General features: G+C 61.2%; 32 protein-coding genes and 3 pseudogenes. 10 read left to right on the forward strand and 25 right to left on the reverse strand.

Going from position 1 to position 24,689, the window contains the following annotated elements; translation table 11 throughout:
• Nucleotides 1-34: 34 nt before the first annotated feature.
• On the reverse strand, nucleotides 35-643 hold the full coding sequence (locus tag A9K71_RS14460) for a CDP-alcohol phosphatidyltransferase family protein (protein WP_066996552.1): 609 nt from the start codon (nucleotides 641-643) through the stop codon (nucleotides 35-37).
• A gap of 273 nt (nucleotides 644-916) precedes the next feature.
• Between A9K71_RS14460 and A9K71_RS14465 the strand changes: the two genes are divergently transcribed.
• From A9K71_RS14465 to A9K71_RS14475, 3 genes are all read left to right on the forward strand, one after another.
• The gene (locus tag A9K71_RS14465) at nucleotides 917-1,396 is read left to right on the forward strand and encodes a MarR family transcriptional regulator (RefSeq protein WP_066996685.1); all 480 of its coding nucleotides are present in this window, start codon (nucleotides 917-919) and stop codon (nucleotides 1,394-1,396) included.
• Nucleotides 1,393-2,577 carry an HlyD family secretion protein gene (locus A9K71_RS14470; RefSeq protein WP_066996555.1) on the forward strand — a complete coding sequence of 395 codons (1,185 nt, stop codon included), beginning with the start codon at nucleotides 1,393-1,395 and terminating at the stop codon, nucleotides 2,575-2,577. Before A9K71_RS14465 ends, A9K71_RS14470 begins: the two co-directional genes overlap by 4 nt.
• A 298-nt stretch (nucleotides 2,578-2,875) precedes the next feature.
• Complete coding sequence (locus A9K71_RS14475) at nucleotides 2,876-4,408, forward strand: DHA2 family efflux MFS transporter permease subunit (RefSeq protein WP_066996558.1); 1,533 nt, start codon at nucleotides 2,876-2,878, stop codon at nucleotides 4,406-4,408.
• A 324-nt stretch (nucleotides 4,409-4,732) separates the two neighbouring features.
• On the opposite strand, the gene A9K71_RS14480 is transcribed toward A9K71_RS14475, so the two are convergent.
• On the reverse strand, nucleotides 4,733-5,239 hold the full coding sequence (locus A9K71_RS14480) for a CAP domain-containing protein (RefSeq protein WP_066996688.1): 507 nt from the start codon (nucleotides 5,237-5,239) through the stop codon (nucleotides 4,733-4,735).
• Between the two features lie 168 nt (nucleotides 5,240-5,407).
• Here A9K71_RS14480 and A9K71_RS14485 point away from each other — a divergent pair.
• Both A9K71_RS14485 and A9K71_RS14490 read left to right on the forward strand, forming a co-directional pair.
• Nucleotides 5,408-6,231: pseudogene (locus tag A9K71_RS14485) on the forward strand (DUF2189 domain-containing protein).
• 55 nt (nucleotides 6,232-6,286) lie between these two features.
• Nucleotides 6,287-7,168 (forward strand): dienelactone hydrolase family protein, encoded by an 882-nt coding sequence (locus A9K71_RS14490; RefSeq protein WP_245299626.1) that lies wholly within the window; start codon nucleotides 6,287-6,289, stop codon nucleotides 7,166-7,168.
• Nucleotides 7,169-7,193: 25 nt separating this feature from the next.
• Here A9K71_RS14490 and A9K71_RS14495 read toward each other — a convergent pair.
• The 3 genes and pseudogenes from A9K71_RS14495 to A9K71_RS14505 form a co-directional block, all read right to left on the reverse strand.
• Nucleotides 7,194-7,748 (reverse strand): annotated as a pseudogene (locus A9K71_RS14495) (LysE family translocator); the annotation flags it as partial.
• A 282-nt stretch (nucleotides 7,749-8,030) separates the two neighbouring features.
• Complete coding sequence (locus tag A9K71_RS14500; RefSeq protein ID WP_156752665.1) at nucleotides 8,031-8,579, reverse strand: hypothetical protein; 549 nt, start codon at nucleotides 8,577-8,579, stop codon at nucleotides 8,031-8,033.
• 203 nt (nucleotides 8,580-8,782) lie between these two features.
• Complete coding sequence (locus A9K71_RS14505) at nucleotides 8,783-9,457, reverse strand: hypothetical protein (protein ID WP_156752666.1); 675 nt, start codon at nucleotides 9,455-9,457, stop codon at nucleotides 8,783-8,785.
• Between the two features lie 409 nt (nucleotides 9,458-9,866).
• Here A9K71_RS14505 and A9K71_RS14510 point away from each other — a divergent pair, with 409 nt between their 5' ends.
• Genes A9K71_RS14510 through A9K71_RS14520 form a run of 3 tightly spaced genes read left to right on the forward strand, consistent with a single transcriptional unit; the run spans nucleotide 9,867 to nucleotide 10,775 of the window.
• Nucleotides 9,867-10,229, forward strand: coding sequence for a hypothetical protein (locus A9K71_RS14510; protein ID WP_156752667.1), 363 nt, complete (start codon nucleotides 9,867-9,869; stop codon nucleotides 10,227-10,229).
• Nucleotides 10,229-10,522: a hypothetical protein gene (locus A9K71_RS14515; RefSeq protein ID WP_245299627.1), complete on the forward strand. Its 294-nt coding sequence runs from the start codon at nucleotides 10,229-10,231 to the stop codon at nucleotides 10,520-10,522. The genes A9K71_RS14510 and A9K71_RS14515 overlap by 1 nt, the downstream gene beginning before the upstream one ends.
• 19 nt (nucleotides 10,523-10,541) lie before the next feature.
• Nucleotides 10,542-10,775 carry a hypothetical protein gene (locus tag A9K71_RS14520; protein ID WP_066996572.1) on the forward strand — a complete coding sequence of 78 codons (234 nt, stop codon included), beginning with the start codon at nucleotides 10,542-10,544 and terminating at the stop codon, nucleotides 10,773-10,775.
• 193 nt (nucleotides 10,776-10,968) lie between these two features.
• On the opposite strand, the gene A9K71_RS31490 is transcribed toward A9K71_RS14520, so the two are convergent.
• The 19 genes from A9K71_RS31490 to A9K71_RS14595 form a co-directional block, all read right to left on the reverse strand.
• Nucleotides 10,969-11,121 carry a hypothetical protein gene (locus A9K71_RS31490; RefSeq protein WP_156752668.1) on the reverse strand — a complete coding sequence of 51 codons (153 nt, stop codon included), beginning with the start codon at nucleotides 11,119-11,121 and terminating at the stop codon, nucleotides 10,969-10,971.
• Between the two features lie 521 nt (nucleotides 11,122-11,642).
• Nucleotides 11,643-12,323 (reverse strand): hypothetical protein, encoded by a 681-nt coding sequence (locus A9K71_RS14525; RefSeq protein WP_156752669.1) that lies wholly within the window; start codon nucleotides 12,321-12,323, stop codon nucleotides 11,643-11,645.
• A 117-nt stretch (nucleotides 12,324-12,440) separates the two neighbouring features.
• Nucleotides 12,441-14,228: a hypothetical protein gene (locus A9K71_RS14530; protein ID WP_156752670.1), complete on the reverse strand. Its 1,788-nt coding sequence runs from the start codon at nucleotides 14,226-14,228 to the stop codon at nucleotides 12,441-12,443.
• Nucleotides 14,228-14,566 carry an HNH endonuclease gene (locus tag A9K71_RS14535; RefSeq protein ID WP_348626989.1) on the reverse strand — a complete coding sequence of 113 codons (339 nt, stop codon included), beginning with the start codon at nucleotides 14,564-14,566 and terminating at the stop codon, nucleotides 14,228-14,230. Before A9K71_RS14535 ends, A9K71_RS14530 begins: the two co-directional genes overlap by 1 nt.
• Nucleotides 14,567-14,571: 5 nt before the next feature.
• Nucleotides 14,572-16,356 carry a terminase TerL endonuclease subunit gene (locus tag A9K71_RS14540; RefSeq protein WP_082980517.1) on the reverse strand — a complete coding sequence of 595 codons (1,785 nt, stop codon included), beginning with the start codon at nucleotides 16,354-16,356 and terminating at the stop codon, nucleotides 14,572-14,574.
• Complete coding sequence (locus tag A9K71_RS14545; RefSeq protein ID WP_066996585.1) at nucleotides 16,356-16,697, reverse strand: P27 family phage terminase small subunit; 342 nt, start codon at nucleotides 16,695-16,697, stop codon at nucleotides 16,356-16,358. The genes A9K71_RS14540 and A9K71_RS14545 overlap by 1 nt, the downstream gene beginning before the upstream one ends.
• Before the next feature lie 382 nt (nucleotides 16,698-17,079).
• Nucleotides 17,080-17,238, reverse strand: coding sequence for a hypothetical protein (locus tag A9K71_RS31495; protein WP_156752671.1), 159 nt, complete (start codon nucleotides 17,236-17,238; stop codon nucleotides 17,080-17,082).
• Nucleotides 17,235-17,465 carry a hypothetical protein gene (locus tag A9K71_RS14550; protein WP_156752672.1) on the reverse strand — a complete coding sequence of 77 codons (231 nt, stop codon included), beginning with the start codon at nucleotides 17,463-17,465 and terminating at the stop codon, nucleotides 17,235-17,237. The genes A9K71_RS31495 and A9K71_RS14550 overlap by 4 nt, the downstream gene beginning before the upstream one ends.
• Nucleotides 17,462-18,106: a hypothetical protein gene (locus tag A9K71_RS14555; RefSeq protein ID WP_156752673.1), complete on the reverse strand. Its 645-nt coding sequence runs from the start codon at nucleotides 18,104-18,106 to the stop codon at nucleotides 17,462-17,464. Before A9K71_RS14555 ends, A9K71_RS14550 begins: the two co-directional genes overlap by 4 nt.
• Nucleotides 18,107-18,230: 124 nt before the next feature.
• Nucleotides 18,231-18,437, reverse strand: a complete 207-nt coding sequence (locus A9K71_RS14560) for a hypothetical protein (RefSeq protein ID WP_066996594.1) — start codon at nucleotides 18,435-18,437, stop codon at nucleotides 18,231-18,233.
• Complete coding sequence (locus tag A9K71_RS31500; protein WP_156752674.1) at nucleotides 18,434-18,982, reverse strand: hypothetical protein; 549 nt, start codon at nucleotides 18,980-18,982, stop codon at nucleotides 18,434-18,436. Before A9K71_RS31500 ends, A9K71_RS14560 begins: the two co-directional genes overlap by 4 nt.
• A gap of 80 nt (nucleotides 18,983-19,062) precedes the next feature.
• The gene (locus A9K71_RS14570; RefSeq protein WP_066996599.1) at nucleotides 19,063-19,335 is read right to left on the reverse strand and encodes a hypothetical protein; all 273 of its coding nucleotides are present in this window, start codon (nucleotides 19,333-19,335) and stop codon (nucleotides 19,063-19,065) included.
• Nucleotides 19,332-19,538: a hypothetical protein gene (locus A9K71_RS14575; protein ID WP_066996602.1), complete on the reverse strand. Its 207-nt coding sequence runs from the start codon at nucleotides 19,536-19,538 to the stop codon at nucleotides 19,332-19,334. Before A9K71_RS14575 ends, A9K71_RS14570 begins: the two co-directional genes overlap by 4 nt.
• Complete coding sequence (locus A9K71_RS14580; protein WP_066996604.1) at nucleotides 19,535-19,786, reverse strand: helix-turn-helix transcriptional regulator; 252 nt, start codon at nucleotides 19,784-19,786, stop codon at nucleotides 19,535-19,537. The genes A9K71_RS14575 and A9K71_RS14580 overlap by 4 nt, the downstream gene beginning before the upstream one ends.
• Entirely contained in the window at nucleotides 19,783-20,055 is a 273-nt protein-coding gene (locus A9K71_RS31505) for a hypothetical protein (protein ID WP_156752675.1), read from the reverse strand. The genes A9K71_RS14580 and A9K71_RS31505 overlap by 4 nt, the downstream gene beginning before the upstream one ends.
• Nucleotides 20,052-21,308 (reverse strand): bifunctional DNA primase/polymerase, encoded by a 1,257-nt coding sequence (locus A9K71_RS14585; RefSeq protein ID WP_066996607.1) that lies wholly within the window; start codon nucleotides 21,306-21,308, stop codon nucleotides 20,052-20,054. The genes A9K71_RS31505 and A9K71_RS14585 overlap by 4 nt, the downstream gene beginning before the upstream one ends.
• A complete protein-coding gene (locus A9K71_RS31510; RefSeq protein WP_156752676.1) occupies nucleotides 21,305-21,577 on the reverse strand; it encodes a hypothetical protein in 273 nt (90 codons plus the stop codon). Before A9K71_RS31510 ends, A9K71_RS14585 begins: the two co-directional genes overlap by 4 nt.
• A complete protein-coding gene (locus tag A9K71_RS14590; protein WP_066996610.1) occupies nucleotides 21,574-22,455 on the reverse strand; it encodes a hypothetical protein in 882 nt (293 codons plus the stop codon). The genes A9K71_RS31510 and A9K71_RS14590 overlap by 4 nt, the downstream gene beginning before the upstream one ends.
• Nucleotides 22,455-22,640 (reverse strand): hypothetical protein, encoded by a 186-nt coding sequence (locus A9K71_RS14595; protein WP_066996613.1) that lies wholly within the window; start codon nucleotides 22,638-22,640, stop codon nucleotides 22,455-22,457. The genes A9K71_RS14590 and A9K71_RS14595 overlap by 1 nt, the downstream gene beginning before the upstream one ends.
• 331 nt (nucleotides 22,641-22,971) lie before the next feature.
• On the opposite strand from A9K71_RS14595, the gene A9K71_RS14605 reads away from it, so the two are divergent.
• Nucleotides 22,972-23,385, forward strand: coding sequence for a hypothetical protein (locus A9K71_RS14605; RefSeq protein WP_156752677.1), 414 nt, complete (start codon nucleotides 22,972-22,974; stop codon nucleotides 23,383-23,385).
• 13 nt (nucleotides 23,386-23,398) lie between these two features.
• Nucleotides 23,399-24,514 (forward strand): site-specific integrase, encoded by a 1,116-nt coding sequence (locus A9K71_RS14610; RefSeq protein ID WP_066996623.1) that lies wholly within the window; start codon nucleotides 23,399-23,401, stop codon nucleotides 24,512-24,514.
• 76 nt (nucleotides 24,515-24,590) lie between these two features.
• On the opposite strand, the pseudogene A9K71_RS31515 reads toward A9K71_RS14610, so the two are convergent.
• Nucleotides 24,591-24,677, reverse strand: a pseudogene (locus tag A9K71_RS31515) (LysE family translocator); the annotation flags it as partial.
• Between the last annotated feature and the right edge of the window lie 12 nt (nucleotides 24,678-24,689).

Raw genomic sequence — 24,689 nt, forward strand, 5'->3', positions numbered from 1 at the left:
TGGTTCCCCCGGGCGGCATGGCGAGTCTCGGTGCTCAGCCGGTGCTGCCAATAAGACCGGCGCGTATCCGGTTTATGGCGGTCAGCAGCGAAAGCGTAGCCATGGCCGGAAACACAAACGGCGCGATTGCCTCCGGCCAGAGCCCGGCGGCGGCGAGCACGGCGACCACGCCGACCGCCAGCGCTCTGTCGCTCTTGCCGAACGGCCCGGCATAGTTTCGCCCGATCCCGGCGGCGATGCCGAGCACGCCGGCAAACTCGGTGAGCGCCGCGGCGATGGCAAAGGCGACGACGCCCCAGGCGCCGAACTGGGGGAGGGCGGCAAACGGCAGGATCAGCGCAAGGTCGGAGACGACATCGCAGATCTCGTTGAGGTACATGCCGAGCGTCGAGGCCTGTCCATGCTCGCGCGCCAGCATGCCGTCAATGGCGTTGAGCGCCATGCGCAGGAAAAGCACCAGGGGGATGAGGAAGAGCAGCGGGCTCCAACCGGGGAGGATCGCGATCGCCGATCCAGCCGCGAGGGACAGCAGCGCAGCCGCGACCGTTATGCCGTTGGCCGTGACACCCATCGCCGCCAGCCTGTTGACCAGCGGCCGCAGCCTGTCCTGGAAAGCCGGCTTCAGCGCATAGAGCGTCGGCATTGCGATGATCCCCCGATCCTCGCCGTCAGATGTATCACAAACATGCCGAACGGCACCAGCACAGCTGCTAAAACACATTGGATGCCAGGCGGTTGGCACTGTGCCATGCACCCATTGCCTGAAGACGACGCCGGAGCCGGCGCTCTGTGGCGCTCTCATGCCCGCCTTGGCGAGCTTCGACCATGCAGCCCTCGCATGGCCGCATGCGGTTGCCGGCTTCTGGAACAACGCATGCCACTTGAATAGTAAGCACGCTTATTATATATGCCGCTCATGGTTTCAGACGGCATCGACAGATTGGGATTTTTGATCCACGACGTGCAGCGCCTCATGCGCAAGCGCTTCGAGGCGCGCGCCAGCGGGTTGGGCCTTTCCTCGGCGCAATGGCGGCTTCTCGTCCGCGTCGCCAAGGAGGCCGGTGTCGCGCAGGCGCGGCTTGCCGAGCTGCTCGAGATCGAGCCGATCAGCGTCTCTCGCCTCGTCGACCGGATGGAGGAGGGCGGCTGGATCGAGCGTCGCGCCGACGCGGCCGACCGGCGTGTGCGCATGATCTTCCCGACCGAAAAGGCCAACGCAGCCTACGCCGATGTCAAAAGCCTTGCCGGCGAGGTCTATGAGGAATCGCTCATCGGCGTGTCGCCGGAAGACCGTCGCATCCTGATCCAGGTGCTTGACACCATCGTGCAGAATTTGACCGACGGCGAGACGTCGTCCCTCGAAAAAATCAAGAATACGGAAGGGCGGGCAGCATGAACGCGGCAGCCAAGAAAGCAGACGACAACGTCACCAAGCTCGAGATCGAGGCGCCGGCGAAGCCGGAGGCTGCGCCAGTCTCCGCGGCAGCGGAGCCGCAGCCCGCACCGGCAGCACCGAGGAAGAAGCGCCGCACCGGCCGCTTCCTTTTGATGGTCGCCTTGCCGCTGGCGCTGCTCGCCGGCGGCGCCTATGTCTGGGTCACCGGCGGTCGCTACCAGGAGACCGAGAACGCCAACCTGCAGCAGGCCCGGATTTCGATTGCCTCGGATACGGCCGGCCGCATCGTCCAGGTCGGCATTGCCGACAACCAGACGGTCAAGTCGGGCGACCTTCTCTTCGTCATCGACCCCGAGCCTTACAAGATCGCGCTGGCCCAGGCCGACGCGGCTGTTGCCGCCGCGCGGCTCAATGTCGAGCAGCTGCGCGCCGCCTACAGCCAGGCGATGGCGCAGCAGAAGTCGGCCAAGAGCGAGGTCGACTATGCGCAGTCGCAATATGACCGCGCCGCCGATCTCGCTGAGAAGGGCATCAATGCCAAGTCGTCGCTGGACGAGGCCCGCAACGACCTCGACAAGGCCAAGCAGCAGCTTGCGGTCGCCGAGCAAGGCATCATCAGCGCCAAGGCCGCGCTTGGCGGCAACCCCGATATCGAGACCGACAAGCATCCGAGCGTGATGTCGGCGCTCGCCGCGCGCGACAAGGCCGCCTACAACCTCTCGCAGACCACGGTGAAGGCGCCGTCCGACGGCATCGTCTACCAGGCCTCGTCCTTCAAGGTCGGCCAGTATGTCTCCGTCGGCACGCCGCTGTTCGCGCTGGTCGAGACCGACGACACCTGGATCGACGCCAACTTCAAGGAGACGCAGCTCACCAATATGAAGCCGGGCCAGAAGGCCGAGATCGTGGTCGACACCTATCCGGGCCGGACCTTCGAGGCGACCGTCAAGGCGATCGGCGCCGGCACCGGCGCCGAGTTCTCGCTGTTGCCCGCCCAGAACGCCACCGGCAACTGGGTCAAGGTCACCCAGCGCATTCCCGTGCGCCTGGAACTGACCGACCCCGACGCCAAGATGGCGCTGCGCACCGGCATGAGCGCGACGGTCACCGTCGATACCGGCGTCGCGCGTGGCCTGCCGTCGATCTTCGGTCACGCCACGGCCGGCGAGCACGCGCAATAACGCAAGGTGAAGCCCGCGGGCATGAGCGGCCGCAAGGGAATGCTCTGAAGGGAGGGGGGTGAAAGCCGAGCGTTTGAGGCTAGCCGCGTCGCGGGTCGATCCCAGGCAGAGGCTTTCGACACGGACCTGTCGGTCCTCAGGTTTGCGGGCGGCACGCATCCGCTCCATCAGAGACTTTCGGTCGATGTAACCCCCACATCGATCCTCGCGTCCCACCGCGACGAGGGTCTCAAAGGAAGGCCTCGCCGCCCGGAAACCCAATGTACCCGTTTTTGTTACCTGCTGGAAGTTCAGCACTATGAGCACGCCCGAACCCTTCAAGGAAGTACCGCACCGCGGCCTGATCACGGTCGCGCTGATGCTGGCGACGGTCATGCAGGCGCTCGACACCACGATCGCCAATGTCGCGCTGCCGACCATGACCGGCGACCTCGGCGCCTCGCCCGACAACATCAACTGGGTGCTGACCTCCTATATCGTCGCCGCCGCCATCATGACGCCGGTCACCGGCTGGCTCGCCGACCGCCTCGGCCGCAAGGAGCTGTTCCTGGCGTCCGTCGTCGGCTTCACCATCTTCTCCATGCTTTGCGGCATGGCGTGGAGCCTCGAGACGATGGTGCTCTTCCGCCTGCTGCAGGGTGTGTTCGGAGCGGCGATCGTGCCGCTGTCGCAGACCTTCCTGCTCGATATCAATCCCCGCGAACGCCATGGCCAGGCCATGGCCATCTGGGGCGCCGGCATCATGCTGGGGCCGATCCTCGGCCCGACGCTCGGCGGCTGGCTGACCGAGAATTTCAACTGGCGCTGGGTGTTCTTCATCAACCTGCCGGTCGGCATCCTCGCCTTCATCGGCATGGCGGCCTATCTGCCTGTCGTCGCCAAGCGCGTGCGCAGCTTCGATTTCTTCGGCTTCGCCATGATCTCGCTCGGCGTCGGCGCGCTGCAGCTGATGCTCGACCGCGGCGGCGAGGTCGACTGGTTCTCCTCGACAGAGATCTGGATCGAGCTTGCGCTGTCGATCACCGGCTTCTGGGTGTTCATCATCCACACGGTGACGTCCGAACGTCCTTTCATCGACCCGAAAATCTTCCTCGACCGCAATTTCGTGACCGGGCTCGGTTTCATCTTCGTCATGGGCGTGCTGATCCTGGCTTCGATGTCGCTGCTGCCGCCGATGCTTGCCAACATCTTCGGCTACCCGACCGTCACCATCGGCGTGGTGCTCGGCCCGCGCGGCATCGGCACGATGATTTCGATGCTGTTCGTCGGCCGCATCATGCACAGGATCGACGCGCGTATTCTGGTCGCGATCGGCTTCCTGCTCACCGCGCAGTCGCTCTACACCATGGCGAGCTTCACGCCGCAGATGGACAACTGGCTGATCATCTCTTCGGGCGTCATCCAGGGTCTCGGCATGGGCATGGTGTTCGTGCCGCTCTCGGCGGTGGCCTTCGCCACGCTCGACGCGCGCTACCGCACCGACGCCACCTCGCTGTTCAGCCTGGTGCGCAATCTCGGCTCGTCGATCGGCGTCTCGGTGGTTGCGGCGCTGATGGTGCAGAACACGCAGATCAACCACAGCGAGCTCGGAGCCTTCATCAACCCCTACAATCCCAACCTATGGGCAGCCTCGCCCGCGGCGGCGAGCGGTGATCCCATGGCCCTTTCGCAGGTCGACAGGCTGGTCAACGTTCAGGCGATGATGATCTCCTACATCAACGACTTCAAACTCCTGATGGTGATGACGCTGCTGGCCGTCCCGTTCGTCATCCTGCTGCGCAAGCCGAAGGCCGCGCCCGCGGGCGGCGCGCCGGCCGCGCATATGGATTGATGTTTTGGTGGCGGTCTCCGTGCCAGTCCCAATCACGCTGACATTGCGGCCATAAATGCAGCTCGGTTATGTCCGCCGAATTGACCGCTAAGCGGGCGGCGGCGAACGCAACTGGTTGTCGCTGAGTGTGCAATCGCTACATGCATTGCGGTCCGCAGAGGAGCGTTCCGCTCCTGGTGAAGCCGCTCTGAGGCCACGCCAACGATCGCCCGGCGACGCGCGCCGGCTGGTCAGAATGGATAGCCGCCGGGGTAACGTCCGGCCTGCGGATCAGTGTCCCTGGATGCAAAGAGCACGCGGGCTTTTCCGGAGGCGGCGCTTCAGTTAGCGGCCCAGCACCAGTGCCCAGTAGCGCAGGCTGGGATCGCGGCCGTCGCGCACGTAAGCCAACCCGAAGCGGCTGAAGTCCGGGTCGAGCATGTTTCGCCGGTGGCCGTCCGAATGCATCCAGATGTCGAACAGCTTTTGCAGGTCGAAACGTCCCTCGGCGATGTTTTCGCCCGCGGCGCCACGCACGCCGTTGCCCTTCATGCGCGAGGCGAAATCCTTGCCCCAGCCGGTCGTGTGGCTCATGCGGGCGCGCGACGCCATATAGCCGGCCTGCTGCAGCGCCGCCTGCTCGAGCTGCGCGTCCGGGATGAGCGCCGGCAGTCCGGCCGATGTGCGGATTGTCCTCAACGTGCCTGTGGCGGAAGACGACACGCCGGCGGCTTCGCCGGTCGGCAGCTGGACACTGGTGCAGGCGGCAATGCCGCCGAGCGCCGCAAGGCCGACGGTCTTGAGCAATGTGCGTCTGTCGAGATGGGGGGAATCGGTGGTCAGGCTGGTCATCCGGCCTCTGATACCGGCGATCGTGGCTTTTGCCGGGCAGTCGATGAAAATCGCGTTATGCGGCGACATCGTCCGGGAGATCGGTTATCATCCCGGCGTTCTAGAAGTGGCAGCCACGGGCGGGCCACCCAGGCGGTGACCGCCCCCCGAGCGATACGGAGGACGGTTATGGCTGGTTTTCATGTCATGGCGGACGCGCAAGGGCTGCATGTGCAGCCCACGGTGCGCCACATCACCACGTCGGATCTATGGGACGCGCTAAGGCTCGGCGCCGAGGATTTCTGGGCCAAGCCTTCGCACTACGTGTTCCTGTGCCTGATCTATCCGGTCGTCGGCCTGATCCTGACGCGGTGGACCTCCGGCTCGAGTGCAATCCAGCTCGTCTATCCGCTGATGTCGGGCTTTGCACTGATCGGTCCCTTTGCGGCGATCGGCCTCTACGAGATCAGCCGCCGGCGCGAGCTCGGCATGAGCAGCCGCTGGCACCATGCGCTCGACGTGCGCCTTCGCCGGCGCTGCCCTCGATCGCGGCGATCGGCGTCCTGCTTTTCGCGCTCTTCCTTCTGTGGCTGTTCACCGCGCAGTCGATCTACACCAGCCTGTTCGGCGCGGAGCCGCCGGCCTCCGTCGGAACCTTCCTGCGCGACGTGCTGACGACCGGCAAGGGCTGGACGCTGATCATGCTCGGCAACGCTGCCGGCCTCGTCTTCGCGATCGTGGTGCTCGCCACCACCGTGATTGCCTTCCCGCTGCTGCTCGACCGCGATGTCGGCGCCGTCTCGGCGATCGAGACTTCGGCGCGCGCCGTAATAGTCAACCCGCTGCAGATGGCGCTCTGGGGCCTGACGGTCGCTGTGCTGCTGGTGATCGGCTCGATCCCGCTGTTTGCCGGCCTGGCCGTCGTCATGCCGGTCCTCGGCCACGCGACCTGGCATCTCTATCGCAAGGTGGTGGAGCCGCAGGATATCCGGCCCATCCGCCGGCCGATGTAGGCCGCGCCGGCTCGAACAAAGCAGACGGCCCGAAGCGGTTTACCGAGCCTGGTTCATGAAGATGTTCTTGAGGTCGCTCAAGGGGGCGGCATTCGTGGCCGGGCTTTGGGCTGTCGGCTGCATTGATACTATGCGTGCCAACGCTGACGAGTTGGTGCACTTTGAAAGCGCGGCCGTGAAGCCGACGCCGTTTCAGCAGCGCATTGCGCAACAAAACGGGCGAGCGCTCCAGGCCATTCCTGGCACGCCATTGAATGGGTATCTGACGCGACCGCCGGGTGAGGGGCCGTTCTCGGCGGTCGTCGTTCTCCATGGATGTTCGGGCCTATTCCCAACTGTAGAGAAAACCTGGTCGCAGCGGCTGTCTTCCTGGGGTTACGTCGTACTCGTTGTCGACAGCTTCAGCACGCGCGGTATTCGCGAGACGTGTGATCACGGCCTGCTCGCTGATGGCAGCCTGTTTGCTGATCGCGTTTATGACGCCTACGGCGCCTTGGAGTTCCTGTCCAAATTGAGTTTCGTCGACCCGCAGCGCACAGCGTTGATGGGGTTCTCCGCCGGTGGGATCGCAACGCTCGCGGCCGTGCAACTTGGCGGCGCCGAGCGGCTGATGGATCGCAAGTTCAAGGCGGCTGTCGCTTACTATCCGAATTGTTCGGCTACGAATGGCGACGTGGCGGTCCCGACATTGATCCTGATCGGCGAGCTCGACGATTGGACCCCTGCCAAAAATTGCCGGGAGATGATGGCGCAGCGCAGCGGCAAGGGCAGCGCCGTGCAGCTTGATGTCTTCAAGGGCGCTCGCCACGCCTTTGCCTCCCCGTCATTCAAGACGGGCACCGAGCAGTATGGCCACCGGGTGGAGTACAACGCAGCTGCGGCCGAAAAATCGGCAAGCGACGTCCACACGTTTTTGAAGCAGGCCTTCAGCGGATAACAGCCATAGCCCTGATCATCCGATCTCAGCGCTGCGCTTCGGTCGCCATCTTCAAAGCCAGCGCCGTCAGCACCGTGCCCATCATCCAGCGCTGGACGACCAGCCAGAACGGCCGTCCGGCGAGGAAGGTGGCGATCGAGCCCGCCGTCACCGCGATGATGGCGTTGACGGTCAGGCTGATCGAGATCTGCGTCACGCCGAGCACCAGAAGCTGCGACAGCACATGGCCCTTGGACGGGTTGATGAACTGCGGCAAGAGCGACAGATAGAGCACCGCCACCTTCGGATTGAGCAGGTTGGTCATCAGCCCCATGACGAACAGCTTGCGCGGCCTGTCCTTCGGCAGCTCGCGCACCTGGAATGGCGAGCGGCCGCCGGGCCTTAGTGCCTGCCAGGCGAGCCACAGCAGGTAGAGCGCGCCGGCAAAGCGCAGCGCGTCATAGGCATAAGGCACGGCGAAGATCAGCGCGGTGATGCCAAAGGCCGCGGACACCACATAGAACAGGAAGCCCAGCGCCACGCCGCCCAGCGAGATCAGCCCGGCCCTCGGCCCTTGCGACAGCGAGCGCGAGATCAGATATCTCGTTTTCGATTTTTAAGAATATGACGAAAAATCAATAGCTTAGTTGAGATAATAGGCGCAATTTCATGTTGCGTATGTTGCAAGCCATTTCCCTTGATTTCCAACGATTACAAGACGCTGTCGGCAACTCCATGCAACATGGAATGCGACATGAAAATGGCCCGGAAGCCGAAGAAGGCCGCCGAGCCAAGAGAGCCCCAAAGAAAGCTCAGGTGTGACGTATTTCAACTGTATCCTGGGATCCGGTTGAGCGCCACAAACGTGGGGTTGCCGCACCCACTAGAACCCCTTCGCTGCCCAGTAATGCGCGCGGAGGTCCATCGCGTCGGGATCGAGCGGCGGGATGGACGGCGGGTCCAATTTCAACCTCTCCGGCGTGGCGGGCGCCCGCGCCTTCTTAAGCAGCGTTTCAGCGATGGCACGGCCGGAGCCGTCACCGTAGGTGATGGGATCGTCTTCACCTGTCGGCTCCCGCTCGTCGTCATCGTGAGGCATGTCCTGAATGTCTTCCTCTAGATCTCCTTCGCTGCCGTAGCAGCCCAGGTTGCCGGTTTGCGAGGCGACTTCCGTCCAGCCGAGTGAGTGCTCGTCGTCGCTATCGTCGGCCTGCGGCTCGTCGTTGATGTCGCCGCCGTGCTCGTCTTCAGCCTCTCGATCGTCGTAGGCGCTGCCACGTCCATCCATGAACATGTTGCTGCTGGCTTGCGGCCCGCGATCGGTCCAGCCAAGCCAAGGCTCGGCGTCGGCGCCGTCTTCCAGGTCTTCCGTGTCGGCCTCCATGAGGTCAGAGCGCGGTGATGAGCGCCATGGACTGGTCCAGAAGTTCATTTACGCGCCGCTGGACGGCAATCCGCCATTCCCGAGGATCTAGCCCGTCAGGGATGCCAAAGGGCTGGAGGCTTCCAACTGGCGCGTTCATGACGCCACCTGTTCGAGCAGCTGGAGGATCTGAACGAACGCGCGCCGCTTCTCTGGCGAGAGCCGGCGGAAAAGCCACAGGATTTCGATCTCCTCGGCGTTGGTGATCTTGCTCATGCCGCACCGCCTTCCACCATCCGGCGGATGTCGGCCGCGATCGAGGCCAGCGCTTCATTCTTCGGGAAGTCATCCAAGCCGAGCCGATCAGACGTTCGAAACTTGACCGCGATTCCCGCCAACGTGCTGGCCGGTGTGGCAAGGATGCGCTGGCCGATCTCCCACTCATCTGCCGCGCATGCATCGTCCTCCTCTTCCTTTGCACTAAGGCCGAGCCTTTGCGCATGGCCAAAGCGACGCTTGGAGTAGGCATCCCATGTCGCTTGAACGCGGTCCCTCTCGTCCTGCCAGGCGTCAAGCCATTCCCTCACTCGCACCGGGCATAGAGCGCGCCCTTCCTCCACACTGAGATGCCGGGCTTTATCCAGCCAAGCGGTTTTCATTTCCCTGATATCGTCCGGCTGAGGTCCGTATTTCCAGTCGCTCGGATTGATAGGCCGAGGCCCGGCCGCTTCCTCGGCCATTTCCTCGATCTCTGCCAGATCCCGCCCGATCTGGTCTGATCGCGCCTGAAGGGCATCCATTTCCGCGTCGAGCCGGAGGAGTTCGGCATCCGGGTGTTCGGAAGCTGCTGCCAGAGCCACCGGCAGCGCTGTTGCGCCTGCCATGGCCGGCAGCGATGCTAGAGCGCCGAGAGCGGCACGACGACTGATTGCTGCATGAGAGTTCATTTCCAAGTCCCCAGGTAAGGGCTGTTCAGGCCCACACGGCGATCGGCGCCGAAGCCGGGGGTGAACACCTGCCTGGAAGACAGGCCGAACGCTTTTAAGGTTTCCCTCTGGACATAGCGTCCGCCCCCGGCCATAAGAGCCGAGTTGGGACGCCCGCCAAGGCGCTCCACGTGCGCGTAGGAAGCCTGCCAGGGCCTCCATGCTCGCGATTTCGGTGAGGCTCCCCCGCCAAGGGTTGCGACGCCGTATTCCAGGTCCGGGTGTTCAGCCCACGGACACGATCATCTGATTTGCTGATTTCGTCAAGAATGCTCCCCTTCCTGGGGGAAGTATTTCTTTGTGCAAGGTGCTTTTCAGCACCGGCTAAGAGGTGATACGGTCTCGCCAGTTGATCCGGGGGGATCTGGGGATGTTGTTCAAAACAGCATTGGGTTTTGTCGTGTCTTTGATGCCGACTCTGGCATTCGCGAACGACGAGGGTTTGCAGTTCCAAATTGAGAGCGAGCTGGCTTACTTAAAAGTCGGTTACGGAATTGAGAGCCTCGAAGTCCGCGCCGAAGGTGTTCGTACTCAAGTCATCGTTGGCGTAGACAGATTCGTGTCCAACTTCAGCGATGTCATGTGGGATACAGCGCAGCGGGCAAGTCTGATGAGCCCGGCGCCTGTATTGCTGTTGGCGGTAGAGCAACATTCGGCTTTTGGAAATGCGAGCGGGAAACGGCTTTGCTATCTGCGCGCCCGCAAGGGCCAGGTTTTCGAGGGGACGTGCTGATGAGGAAATTGTTTTGCGCTCTCGCGCTGCTGGCCCTGAACGGCTGCGCGGCCGATTATCTGAACAACTACGATACCATGACGCTGGCTTCCGGCGACTCGAACAAGCAGAACCAATTGCTTCAGACGATCGATCCCTACAATCCCGCCTCGAACAACACCAAGATCGAGGGAGACGGCGCCAGAAGCGCCGCCGTCGTCCAGAAGTACAAGCAAGGGCCGGGCGGAGCTTCAGGCGCACCGGTTGCCGCCGCAGTGTCAGAGCTTCCGCCTCCGCCGCCACCGCAGAACTGACGTTTTGCAGGGATAGGCCATGTCAGATGATGTTTACGTGCAGGCCTATCGGCAAGGCGGAGTGGACGCCGTCAACAAGCTTCTAAAGAGGCAATTCCCGAACCCAGACGATCACGTTCGAGCGCTAGACGACCTGAAGGAAACCGGCCTGTGGGAGGTCGGGGACTGGCATGAAAGCTCCCGAGGTGGCATGTACAAGCGAGATTTTGGGAAAGTATTGGCCTACCTTGGCGACGACGCGGGCGAGCCATGAGGCTGATACGCTCCCTCATTCGCCTTGCGACGGAATGGGTGCTGCTCCAGTGGGAAAAAGCGCGGCGCCGCTGATCGTCAGCTCTACTGGCTCTTGCTCTAAGATTCAACCCATGGACGCGATCTTCGATGATATCGCCACTGCACTCAGAGAGCCCCGTACAGACGTTTGGGGTAAGCTCCGACCCATCGCCCTAGACGCCGCCGGCAAGTTCTTCACCGGCATTGCAATCGGCGTAGGCTTCGCCATCGTTCACGCCTTCGCCGGATGAGCGGTAGGTGAATCCCACGATAAAGGGCGCCCTGATCGTGGCGGCGGCAATCCTGATCGCCACCGCCATGGTCATCTATTTCGGCCCCTATCAGTCGTGCATCCGGGAGCTGCGCGTGTCGAACCCGAACCCAGCGGCGACGTGCGCGAACTTGGTCCGATAGCGTACATTAGCGACCGCTTGCATTTGAGCCGAAGCAGGATCATGCTGATGAAGCGGACGACGGAGGGAGGCCACCAGAGCTTAAGGTGGTTCAAAGGGGCATAAGCTATGGAAGCCGTTTGCTACATCCCCGGTGGGATTTGTCTTGCTTCAATCGTCGGCAACATTGCGATGGCGTTTATCGTCATGGCGCCATTTGCCGCGACGCGCCTGCTCGTCTTAAGGATGCGCGCACACTCAGTCGGACAGCTACAACCGGCCTAGACCAATGCGATCTTTCCTATTGATCGTGACAGCGGTGGCTGCCTTCTTCGTCTGGGATGCCGCTGGAAACGACGGCCGGTACCGAAAACAGCTCACCCGCAGCATTGAGCAGGCCGAGAATTTCCAAGGTCTTGTCCGGGTCTCTTGGAACTAGGCGCCTGCCCAGGCCTTTAGGTAGCGCCGATATGGCTCATGAAGCCGGATACGATGGTGTCCCGCGTCGTGGCATCCGGCACCGCCGACCATGTTGCGATTTCGAAAATCTTCCCGTCTAGGAACCAAAACGCTCCGGTAGCGCGGCCGAGCTGGAACTGGTTGGTAAGGCTGCTTGTGTTGCCTGACGCCACCGATGCCTCAGCGCCGCCGTTCTTGGATATGTAGAGATTGCCGCCTTCGTGGCGCCACGTCAGGACAAGAGCCGTAGCCGTCGCGATGGTCACCGTCTGCGTGTCGTAATTGCCGTCGAAATTGAGCGCCTTGGCGGATGGTCCCGTCGACAGCAACTCCATCCCCGTGCTGACCCCGGTATCACTGAAAATGGTCTGATTGCCACCAGGCGTGCCCGTGTTATTGCTCCCGATCGTGTCGATCAGGCAGGAAACGATGACGAACCCTGCATTGTTGGCGATGAAGGTCGAGAGGGCCGCAAAGGTCGACATCCAGTCATCAACCCCATCGAAATCTGCGCAGTTGCGGCTGTTCGGACCGGCCGTCGTGACGGCAGGCTGCAGTGACGTGTTGCCTTGTCCAAAATGGTTGCCGTTGCCGGTCTGGTCCTTGAAGGAATCGACGCCGGTTGCTGTCGTATACCGGGCATTGCCGGCGAAGGATGAGAGCAGATCACGCGACATAGACCAGACGCCGGTCGCGCCCAGACCATCGAGGCTAAAGGCTGGGGCTCCTCCGCCGCCGGCATTTGGATTGTTGAAGAAAGAGCCAGTCGAGCAAAACATGGTGGAATTTCTCCGTTATTGGTCAACAATGTCGCCAGCGGCGGCGATTGACTGGTCAACCGCGAAGGTGCCGTCAGTCGATGCGCGCTTGAAGATGATTTGGCCTGACCGCTCGAACATGGCGATCGAATAGGGCTCGATGATCGCGCGGGCGATATCCCTAGTCCCGGCGGTGAGGTCAATCACAGCGCCCTCGATCACATCGTCAATGTTGATGGTTTGAACCTGAGAGGACTCAAACCCGCCAGCGATCATCAGCTTTTCCAGGAAGTCCGATAGCTGCCTGAGTTCGCCATTGCCGGCGATGAACCTGAGACGCTGCGGTACGGCGGCATTGTCGCGGGTGATGACAGTGTCCGTCTGCCCGTCGTAGAAAAAGGTATGGGGTGAGGCTACGGCACCGGACAGAGAGCGCGTGACGCCGGTCTTCAGATCGGTGAAATAGGAAACCCCGCCAGATGTGAAGTAGAGTTCTTCCGTCAGCCTGTGCTGATCCGGGTCGCCCATGTTGCGGGACGCGACGGCGGGGATCTGATAGGGGACGGTCTTTGTATATTCGACGGTTCCGGTGGTGCCATCGACACGGCTTACCGTTGCGGCATCCGTCCAGACGATAAGATCGCCGTCGTCGTCATAAACCGCATAGCGCAGATCGTCAGCGAGCGTAGCCAGGACAACACTGCTCTTGAGGGCGCCGGTTGCCGTGAGCGTCACCTTCACCAAATCAGCATCGGCGCAAAAGTAAAAATCAAGCTCACTGCCTCTGACTTCGCCCGGCGTGACGCATTGGATTGAGGAATAGCCACCCCAGCTTGCGCTCGATTGATAGGCACGTACAGCGGAGGACTCGGCGAAGTAGAAGGAAAAAATCTGTTCATTATCGGCAAAACCGACGAGAATGGCGCCGTTGTTTATGTCCGAAAACGCGACGGTATTTTGCACCAGCCCCAATGCAGCCACATCTGCAGCTTGGGCTAAAACCGCACCCGAAGTCGGATCGATCAGATAGGCGGCTCCAGGGGCGGAGAAGCCAGCCAGGTAGACGATGCGGTCAAGTCGGGGGCTGTAGCGGAGGCCCAGGAAATAATTGGCCACGATCGGATTATCAACACTGTAGAACTCACCCGTCGTCCAGATCGAATAGCGCTTTAGAAACGAGGGGCCACGAGCATAGAGAACTCCGCTCGTCCATTCAGGATCGAACAGGAGACCGCCGCCGTCGAAGGTGGAAAACGTGTCGTAATCATGCGTCGCGGCACCGTCCTGTATCCATTCGGCTTCAAAGGTAGGCGGAGAACCAAAACTTTGGATGTCGAAGTCCGTCAGGACAATATCGAGATAGCCGCGATGGGCTGAGACGTTTGTCGTCCCCTCCTCCTTTGTCATCGTCGGGTCGCGGTCTTGCGTGCTTCGCCCGTCGTAGGCGCGGAACTTCAGGCCCTTCGCACGGTAGCCCTGCGAGGCGTCGTAAATCAGTGTGCCGTTGCAGTAGATCTTCCTGAGAGCCCACGTCGAATTCGCGACAAGCGGACGTGCGAACCGAAGCCGGCACGACATCTTGCTTGTCGTGGTGGTGATCTGGTCCCACCATTCCATGTGGGTCGATGTCACCGTGACGATCGGTGGAACCCAGATATAGGCGCCAGGAAGGCGACATTTGCCATAGACAACCGGGATCGTCTGGCCATAAGCCGATGTCGGCAGCGTCGTTTGGATAGGCGATGCTTCGGGGACAGTTGGGGAGGTTGTCCCTCCATACCCTCCATAATGGCCAAGAGTCCCGGTATTATGGATGTTGACCATTATGCCCTCGATCCTCGGTTAGCTGGGTGCAGGGGATGAACGGGCCAACCGTCCAGGCCGATTTCATTCGAATAGCCGTGCAACTCGATCTGCTGCTTTTCGGATGAGTGGCACGGGCCGCAAAGGCTCTGCAGGTTGCCAGCATCCCAGAACAGCCGCTCATCGCCCCTGTGGGGGATGACGTGATCGCAGACCGTCGCCACGATGACATGTCCCTTGCCCAGGCAGAGCTTGCAGAGGGGATGAGCCTTCAACTGGCTACTGCGGCGCCGTTGCCAGCGCGCGGTTCCGTAGAGCTTCCTATAGGCCTGTGCTTCCTGACTGCGGTGATCGCTCATGGTCATCACCCGACAAACAACATTTGATATTTCGGAGCCGGCGCCTCGGTGTGCGTGCTGGCTACGCTCATCGCCATGGCGAGCGCCACCATTCCGTCGATGCGACCGTGGGACTTCTGCTTCGAAAGCTTACGGTTGCCGGCCGGATCGATCTGCACCGTTGCATTGGCTGCGCACATGCCGAGAACGGGGTGATGGCCATGGGCGAGCTTGCGGTTGAGGATGACGCTTTCGAGATCCCGCAAGGCCGGTGACATGGATTGGAATCCCTGGCCCATCGGCTCGAAAACCGCCTTATCGCCTTCGAGTTGGGCATCGGTGAAGCCAACCTTGGAAAGCCAGGGCTTCAGGTGCCGCCAGTTCCAGCGATCAAAGGCAATCTTGCGCACGTCTAGCCGATCGAAGATGGCCGCCAGTTCGTCGGCGATATATTCGTAATCGACTGTCGGTCCTGGTGTCGTCTGAAGGTGGCCTTCCTTGGCCCACACGTCATATGGGACGCGATCGGCGCGCGCCTTCTCCCTGATGTTGGCCCCAGGCAGCCAAAACGTCGGCTTCACGTTCCAGACACCATCCACGGGCGCAACAAGCACCAAGGCGGTGAGGTCGGACACTTCGGAGAGGTCGAGCCCACCATAGACCGGACGGCCCTTGAAGTCGTCGAGCACTGGCCCAGAGCAGTCACTCCATGCACCGCGTGATATGAACGGGCTCGATGCCTCGACGCGTTGGTTCAAGGTATAATTGCGGAACAGCGGTTCCTGGCTCGGCAGCCGCTTGGCATTTTCGGCCTGCTTGCGGATCTCGTCGGCATTGAGGAAATCGCCGAATGCAGGGTTGGCCTGCTGCAATGCCTCAACCGAGAACGGATCGGCTGCCATGTCCGCGCTATACAGGCTGATGACGGTGTGGGGATCATGCCCGGCCAGCGCGTCATCGATCAGGATCGAGAGCAGATCGCCATCATTCGGTGCCTGGGTGCTGATGATGACCGACATAGGAGCGTCATGCGCGCCCATCGCGTTTTCGATGGCATTGTAGAGTTCCGAGACCGGGCCGCGCACCTGGCCTAGCTCGTCGTGAACGGCAAAGATGGGGCTCTGCCCGTGGGCGGTGGATGCGTCGGCCGAGAGCGCACGATAGAGCGTTCCCAAGCCTGGGCAGTGAAGTTGCTTATTCGCGTCGCGGATGACGATGGCACGGTCCATGACGGGATTCAGCCGCACCATTTTCGCAGCGAGGTTGAACAGCACGGCAGCCTGTTCCTTGCTTTGCGCCGTCGATGGCAGCTGAGTGTTGGGGATGGCTTCCGGGCCGCAGAGGTGCAGCAACAGAAGGCAGCCGGCGAGCGAGGTCTTGCCGTTCTTCTTACCGAAACTGATGATCGCAAGGCGCGTGCCGTGCGGGTTGTCGTAGATCTTGCGCAGATCGTCCCGCTGCCAGTCGCGAAGCTTGATCGGCTTGCCGATGTCCTTCCCCTCTGGCACGCGACAGAAGGATTCGATCCACCGGATATTGCGCTCGGCCCTCGATTCCGGGCCGCTGCCGAGCCGGTGCTCGGGCGCCAACTGCTGCCGTAGCTCGAAGGCTTCCGGCCAAGCCTGGGACCATGCCGTGCCGTCATACGCTGCCCAGGAAGGCGGCTGCGGGCCGTCAACGTCCAAGGGGCTCGGCTGCCACGGGCGAAGGCCCAGAACCGTCCCTAGCGCCTCGTGGTCGCCAGCCTTGAATGCTGCGACTGCCTGCGCCGAGATGGTCTGTTTCTTCGAGATCCGCCTCTTCACTGGCATCAGCGTCTATTGCTCCTGATGGCCGGTGGACGAGTGCCTTCGGTAGGCGCCTCAAAGTCCAGGTCCAACTCGCGAAGCAGCCTGGCGAACCCGATCTTGCTATCTCTCTCAATGGCAATTTCCGGCCGCACCTTTGGGCAGCCCCTTGCATCGACGTAGGTGAGACCGTGCCGGCCGATCGCGCTCCTGGCTGCCTGCATCCTGTCCCAGCTTTCGGCCGCAGCCTGCAGAAGCCGCAGGTGATGGCTCTCAAGCTGGTATTCGGAGACGATCTGCTCCCACCAGCGCTTTGTCGGCGCGGACAGGTGCGAGGGAGCAGCCGGCGCCTTGGCCGTGGCCATATAATCGACACCGGTTGAGTTGTCGGTTACAACCGAGAGGTCTGCCTGTGAACGAGGTCCGCGAGCGCCCATTTTATCTCACCTCAAATGCTGGTTTGCGTTGAACCGGGGCACGGGAACGCAACGGAAAACGGCCGCAGCGGTCCACGAGGGGATCGACCTTCGGACCTGATCGCCCCCCCCGCCGGGTATGGCCCAACCCTCTCTCGGACCTCGCGGCAGACCGTGCATGCCTCATCGAAGGTCAGGCCGAAGTTGCGCCTCATCAGTTCATAGGGTGAGCCGGCTGGCCCGCGCCTATCGGCTTCATGCTCCACAAACCATGTGATGGCTTCGGCCAGGTGTCCGCTGCCTGCGGGTTTGTTGTCGTTGGTCGCCTGCATCATTGCACCTTGAGCGCTGCGGCCTTGGGATCGATCGCATACCGCTTGATGGTATCGACGATCATGGCTTGCTCGCTCTCGTTCGGCCGGCGTTCGTACTTCTCGTAGAAGGCGTTCACGACTGACTTGGCGATGTGCTTGATCTGCTCGCGTGTCATTGGCGGCGAAGCCCCGCTGGCTCAATGGCGTTCTCGGGGACGTGGTGAAAGCGCTGGGTAGCGACCCACATCAGCATGCTTTCATCTTCGCTCGGGCATCGGCCTTGGGTTGCAATGAAACGCTTGAGGCAACCGTTCATCGTGGCGACAAGGATCTTCGGATCTTCCTTCCAATCCTCGCCCCTGCCGGTGATGTGCATGCTCTCGATAGTTGCTGGCTTTGTCATCGCGACGCGTCCTTCCCGTCTCGTCCTGCTTTGACGGCAAGCCGCCACCCTGCAGCGCCATTGCCGGGCACGATCCCCGATCCCGCCAGTTCACAGTGCCAGAGGCTGCCTGAATGGGTGACGAAATGGCCGCGCTTGTATCTTTCGTCTGCCTTCCAAACCCCTTTGTATTCGAAGGACCGCTCTTCCAATTGCTTGACGCGCTCTTCGAGCGCCTTGCATCGCTCACCCAGCCAAATGAACTGCGCCTTCGAGACGCCGATGGTGGTGCAGGCAAAGTCCAGGCCGATGCGCGTATCCGGATGCAGACCATCCTTCCGGAAGTTGTCCATGGCCTGGGCGACGCAAATCTCCACCAGGTCCAACAGCCCTTCGGCGAAGGTGCTGTGATTGTCCTCTGTCCTGACAACGCTGGGGTATTTGGGCTGCTGCCGGCGAAGAAGCTTCTCATCGATCTGCCATGCACGATGCTGGGAAGGAGCCGCTTGTTTCGACTTGGGAGAGATGATCTCCGCTGCTTCACCGATCTCGATCCCGAACCGCTTGTCGCGTAGCTGATCGATCAGGCCGCTGATCGTGCCGATCTCGGTGCCGAGACGCTTCTGCAGATCAGTGTTCTGGTCGAGCGCATGCAGGCGCATGTCGGCATCGAGTACCGCCTTCTTCTCAGCCTTCTGGCGATCGAGGCGCGCGATCTCGCTATCGACCTTCGCAAGGTCGGCTTGTCGCGGATCGACAATGGGCGGTTTGCGCGTTGCCATGGCTTCAGATCTTCTCGCCGTAGGCCCGGAAATAGGCCCGCTTCAATTTGGCCACGACAGGGCTGTTGAACTCGTCGAAGCCGGCGCGATCGAAATTGCGGATCTTTTCTCGATCTGCGTATTTCGCTGCCCAATCGATGATCTTTGATCGTACCTGCTGTCGGCCGTCGAGCCGCACCACGCGAACAGGCTTCGGTCGAACTGATTTCATGCGCGGCGTCCTTTCGAAATCATCTTGGTGATGGTCGTGTCGACGGCTAGCTGTATGAGTCGCTTGGCATCGTGCGCGCCACTGACAAGGGCTGGCATCTCGACGCGAACTTCGCGAGCTTCGGCGCCGAGCGCGGTGGCGACGTCCAGCAGCCCCAGTACCTCATCGATGTGATGCTTGATCAGCACGCCGAGGCCTTCGATGTCACTGGCGAGGGTAACGCCTACATGCTCGCGATAAGCCGCCCTAAGCTCGTCCAAATCGGCACGTGCCTCTTGATCGCGGGCTGTGGCCGCGATGATCTCAGTGGCGAGATTGTCGAGCGTCTCGCGCAATACATCGTCCGTAAGCCGGGGCTTTGCAGAATGCTGGACCGTGGCTTCTAGTTTGAAAGTCTCTCGCCGTTCGGTCAGACGCCGCAGATCCGATGATGCTCGCCTGGCCTCCTCCGCAGCGATGGAATATCCCGCACTCGGTCGTGGAAGCTTCAAAGTGCGCCGAAAATAGGCTGCGTCATGTTCTGCTGATTTCAGTCGGGCAAGCATTCAGGGCTCCAGGCAAGATGGAATTCCAATCACGCCGGAGATTCTACCACGAAGGCAATAAGCGTAACCGCCAACCGTAATTATGCGTATTGATCGAGGAAGGTCGTCCATGCGCGTTCGAATGCCTCTCGAACTTTCGCGGGACTGTGTTCATCTTGCATGTTGAGGTCGCCGGCCTCGATCATTGCTTCTCGCAGCGGCTTGTCGATGATCACCTCAGCCGCCAGTGTTTCGAGACGGCCGACACGGTGCTTGAAGTGCAAGTTCCGGCAGTTCACGCCACAGAACTTTGCATCGCTCCTCTTGCCGGCGAGGCTGGCGTTGCATTGCTGACAGCTTCGCGCCTCCGTCATCCGACGATCTCCACGATGAGCGCATGCGGGAAGGAATCCTTCCGGAGGTCGTGAGCTTCCCACAGGGCGCTGTCCCGATTGGGATGAGCGCTCCTATAATCTTCCTCGGTGTAGCCACCACCAGGAACCGTTAGCGCATAAGCGCCATCGGGCCGGCCGACAGGTTCGACAATGATCTGGAAATTGTCGTTGGCTGGCTTCATGCAGACTCCGAAACGAGGCGAACACCAGGACCGCCGTTGCCTGAATAGTTGCCGTCGAAAAATTGGCAGCCGCCACCTTCAAGAGCCGCTTGCACGGTGGCCAGCGTGTGCGCGCGCATGTTGGGAATCCCATCGGTCTGTTCGGCACGGGAAAGGGTAGCGTAGTGAACGCCGGAGGCGTCGGCCAACTTCTGAGTTGTCCAGCCGAGAAGAGCGCGGGCCGCCCGAATTTGAGATCCAGTGATCATGCGCGCCTCCGCTCGGGCAAATAGGTCACAGGCGCGTCGTAGCGCTGCTTCGGCCAGGCGTCGTCGTATTCATGAATGCGGGACATCAACTTGGCGGCGAAAGGTTCGCACCAATCGTAGATGCGAGCTGTTGGCCGTGCCGCTGCCCATTCGAATAGATCGAGCTGACAGGGACAATTCGCCGAACGGTCGCCGAACGGTCGGGAGGCTTTTGCTAGCAGATGCTCCGGTTTGCTAGCATCGGTAACGTTACGCAGCGTTTCTGTCATGCTGCCAGCCCTCCAGAGTGTGTGTCCGTAACGGATATTAATGTAAGATTAGACCCTTCCCCTTCTTCTATCCTGCCTCTCACCTGCCTGCCCGGACCAAGCCGATAGATGTAATGGTCACGGTTCCCCCTGGGCTGGCTTACGCAGATCAGCAGTTCCAGGTCGATGAGAAGGTCTATCGCGTCATAAATCTGCCGGCGGCCGTTGCTCATGCGGCCCGACTTGCGAAGTGCGTCGGGAACCAACGCAAATGTTGCCCCTGGCTTGTGCCCGTGATCGGCCAAGACCAAGTTGTAGAGCAGCGAGGCGGTGCCTTTTACGATGTTTATGGCTCTAAGCGTGGCCTTGCCTTTTCTCGCCGTCGCGATCAGGTCGATAGCTGATCTCTGAATTTTCACGGCCGACCTCCTTCCGCTCCAGAGTTCGCGCTTTTCGCGCAGATCCCAATACCAAGCGGCAATCGATGCGACCTTGTCATCGGGAAAGTCTTCGGGCTGCTCGACCTCCCAGTCCCGAAATCCCAACAGATCGGCGAGGACCTCATCGAAAGTATCGGCGACCAAGGCCAACTGGTGCGCGCGACGCTTGAGACTCTTCTGTCTAGAGCCGACGGGAAACCGGCCATCGGCATTGCGCTGAACTGGTGCGTCATCGGCACCGCGATCTTGGAAATTTGGAAGTTCCGCGACGGACACAAGCCGGCCGAGCGGTCGATAGATCGTCCCGTCGGGTCGTTGAGAGAGGGCACCAACAACGAAGTCATTACCGCCAGCCTTGAAATCGATCCGGATGCCCGGGAGGTCGATCGTCGGCGGCTTCGGCCCCTCATGCCGGAAATAGAGGTGGAAGCCGCGGCTGGTCTTGGTGAGTGCAGGCGACGATCCGAACCGTGTCTCGACATAGGCCCGCGCCTCGGGTGTGTCGGTGTCGACGTCGATGACAAGCATGCCGGAGAGCCGGATCCCAAATGTCCTGCTGCCGGCGGCGGCCAGTCGATCAAGGACACGCGCAAGAGGGAGGCGGCCGCGATCCTTGAATGCGACGATAGGCTTCTTGCCGTCATCGCCGCCGAGCGGCAGGAGCGAAAACCCGGCGCCGTACAGTCGTCCAATTTCCGCTGTGAGAGTTGAGGGTAAGCTTGCATGGACAGCCCCATCGGAATATGTTTCGGGACCTACCAGTTGGTTGTGAACTCCTTCTGCCGCCGGCTCTGTGCCACCAGGCCGGCGGTTTTGCTTTCGCGCCGCGATCATGCCGCACCGCCATTTCGGCGCAGACGCGCATGATGGCGGGCGTGACAGGCTCTGCACCAGAATTTCACGTCCAGTGCGCGGCGGTGATCGTCGTGATGAGCATCGAGCGGCTTCTCTTCCCCGCAGCTTTCACAACTTGAAGGCTTGACCAGGATGCCTCGGCGGATCGCACTGGCGACGGCGACATGCGACCAGCGCTCCAGCGGGTGCCTGAGCCGCCACCGCTCTTGGGGTGAGACCTTTTCTGGGATCTTTTCAGGAACCATCATGACGCCCTCCAGCCAGATAGGATCGACTGCAGGGACTCCAGTTCGGCTGCGTTTACGGTTTCACAGCGCGCCCAGGCTTCGGGCTCTATCAGGCTCTCGACTTCGCGCTCGACGCATTCGCGCAGGTCGCGAGGGTCCATCGCGTCCAATTCCCAGCACTTCGTCCCGTGGTTCTGAACGAACCATCCATGACGCTTGTCGGCGCGCTTGTCGGCCGCCGGGAACGATGGAAGTCCGGGCGTCTGCTCCGGCCTCAGGGCGATACGAACGAACTTGACGTGGTGACCGCCATACTCCTCGAGCCGCCGCGGCAGATCGCATTCGGACATGTACAAGCCGCTCGGATCGAAGTCGCCGCAGTAAAGGACGACCAGGTCGCGCCCGTCATCATCCTTGGCGATGTCGTTGACGGCTGTCGCGCTGGCGAAGCCGTGCATGACGCGGAAGCCGACCGCGTAGTGGTCGAGCACCGGCTTAAGCACCCCGCGAACGGTTCCCTTCTCCGACCACACCTCGACTCGATAGGGTTGCTGGTTCCAGAAGTCGCGGCGGTAAGACCGCGCTACCGCCCTGGCATACTGTGCAGGATCGTCCCAGGTCGAAACGCGTTCCAGCTCGCGCGTCTCATCAACGATCCAGTCCCAGGGAATATCACCTTGTTCTCGCGCGATGCGCAGCAGGCGGTAGACCTTGGCCATGTCGTTGGTGGACATCGACGAGATCAGCCCGGCCGTGAACAGCTTGTAGCCGATGCCGCGTCCGGTGATCGGCTGCACCGCCTCGGCGATGTTCCGCATCTCTTCGATCAGATCGAGCGAGGCCTTCGCCATGCCGCGACCTTTTTTCAATCCCGGTTGAAAATACTCGGTCGTCGTCATTATGCCGCCCTCGCCAAGATCATGTTGGCGGCGGCAATGGCCCTACAGGCTTCGGAAGCCGAAAGGCCGAAGCGCTCTCTCAACAGCGGCACTGTCGGCCGTTCGCGCTGGCGCCGGGGAGTGGAGGCCAGCCATACGGCAGCCTCGTCGATGCGCGGGTTGTGTTCCTCGTCGAGACAGCTCATGCGGCATCCCCGGTGAAAAACGCCCGGAGCTTGCCGCGCTCAGCTACCCACTGACTGCCGACCTTCCTGGCCGGCAGCAAACCTTGCTCCAACATGTGGAAGGTCTGTCGGGGCGTCCTGTTGATCTCTTTCCCGATCTCGACTGCGCCCCAAACTACGTCGATCCCGCTGGGCTCTGACACTGCCGTCATCCTGCGCCTTTCACCATTTGATAACGATTCTTATTTTGTTCATGTACCAATAAATGTCAATTGCTGTTACCATACAGTAGTCACTTGCAATGGTTCAAGGCGTGTGCAACCACTGCGGAAACTTTCTGGGGATAATTGCAATGGCGGCTGACAAAGAGAGCACCCAACGGCGGGTGTACGTCCTACCCACGGAACTGGTGGAGCGGATCACCAAGTTTCAGGCTGATATGAAGCTACAGTCAGAGGTGGAGGCTGCACGTCGTCTGCTAGACGAGGCACTGAAACACCGGGACGATGCTGAAGCCATCACGCGCCGATTTATCGAGCGCCTGAAGGACACGCGGATGATGTCTGATATCGCGAAGGACGTATTAGTGGGCCACCCACTGATAAATCAGATCAAGATGACCACGTCCACAATAACGTTCGGCATGACGACCGGCGACGTTGTCACCGTCTATCAGGACGGCACCGCTTCTGTGCAGGACAGGCATAAGCGAAGCTTCAATATAAACACTGACGGCACCCGCACCACAGACGAGATTCCTTTTTAGGTGAGTAGAAGCTATGTCGATACGCAAGCGGACGTGGACGACCACCAAGGGCGAGATGAGAGAGTCCTGGATCATCGATTACTTCGACCAGGACCGGAAGCGCGCAATTAAGACGTTCGCGACCCGCAAAGAAGCCCGAGAGTGGGAAACCACCATGCGCGGGGAGGTGAGGGAGAAGCGCCACGTCATCGCGTCCAAATCGTTGACCGTGGCAGAGGCCGGCGCCGAATGGCTGAAGGCGGTCGAGCATGGCCGCGACGATCGGGAGCCGGCAGAGAAGGCGACGCTACGAGGCTATAAGCATCACCTCGATGCGTATATCACGCCCGCTATTGGCACTAAGAAACTCACAGACCTTGCAAAGGCCGATGTCGTAACGTTCCGCAACGATCTGCTCACCAAGCTGACGCGCGCGACGGCAAAGAAGGTGCTGCAGAGCCTTAAGGGTCTCTTGTCGGAAATGGTCCATCAGGATCGCGTCGGGGTTAACATCGCGTCTGCGGTCAAGATCGGCATCGGTGGCCGTCACGCGGAAGAGGTTGTGATCCCGTCGATCGCCGAGATCAAGCTCATCCGCGCCAAGGCTAAGGAATTGCCGCTGGTGCGCCGCGGCATGATCGAGACGGCCATTCACACCGGTATGCGCGCGTCCGAGATCAGGGGGCTGCCTTGGGATGCTGTCGACCTGAAAGCCGGCACGATCGAGGTCCGACAACGCGCAGACGAATACGGCGTCATCGGCCCGCCGAAGTCGAGGGCAGGGAAGCGCACCATCACTCTGCCGGCCGACCTCGTGTCGCTTCTGAAAGAGCTAAGGCTCCAGGCAGGCAAAAACGAACTGGTGTTCCCGACTGAAGCCGGTACGCCCTGGCTGTTGTCGAACTTCTACGCCCGCGTCTGGACGAAGCTGTTGAAGGATGCCGGGGTCAAGCCTGTCGGCTTCCATAGCCTGCGGCATTTCCATGCCAGCATGCTCATCGACAGTGACGCGAATCCGAAAGAGATACAGACCGAGCTAGGCCACTCCTCGATCCAGATGACCTATGACTTGTACGGCCATTTGCTCAGATCGAAGGACAGCAACGCCAAGCAGAAGGACCGCGCCGAGGCCCTGGCGAAACGTCTGTAGAACACTCACTGCGACACAAAAGGCCTGTTTTGCAACATGGCCATTGAAAACAAAGCGCTTTTCGCTCTCATGAGCAGATCAGATAGATCATGTTCGGGCCGGGTGTGAGCACCATGCCAAGGCAGATCAGCGCGAAGGTCAAATGGTTGGCGGCGTTGGGCATGCTCGATCTCCA

Origin of the sequence: Mesorhizobium sp. WSM3873, from assembly GCF_001672445.1 — a bacterium.
Lineage (GTDB): Bacteria > Pseudomonadota > Alphaproteobacteria > Rhizobiales > Rhizobiaceae > Mesorhizobium.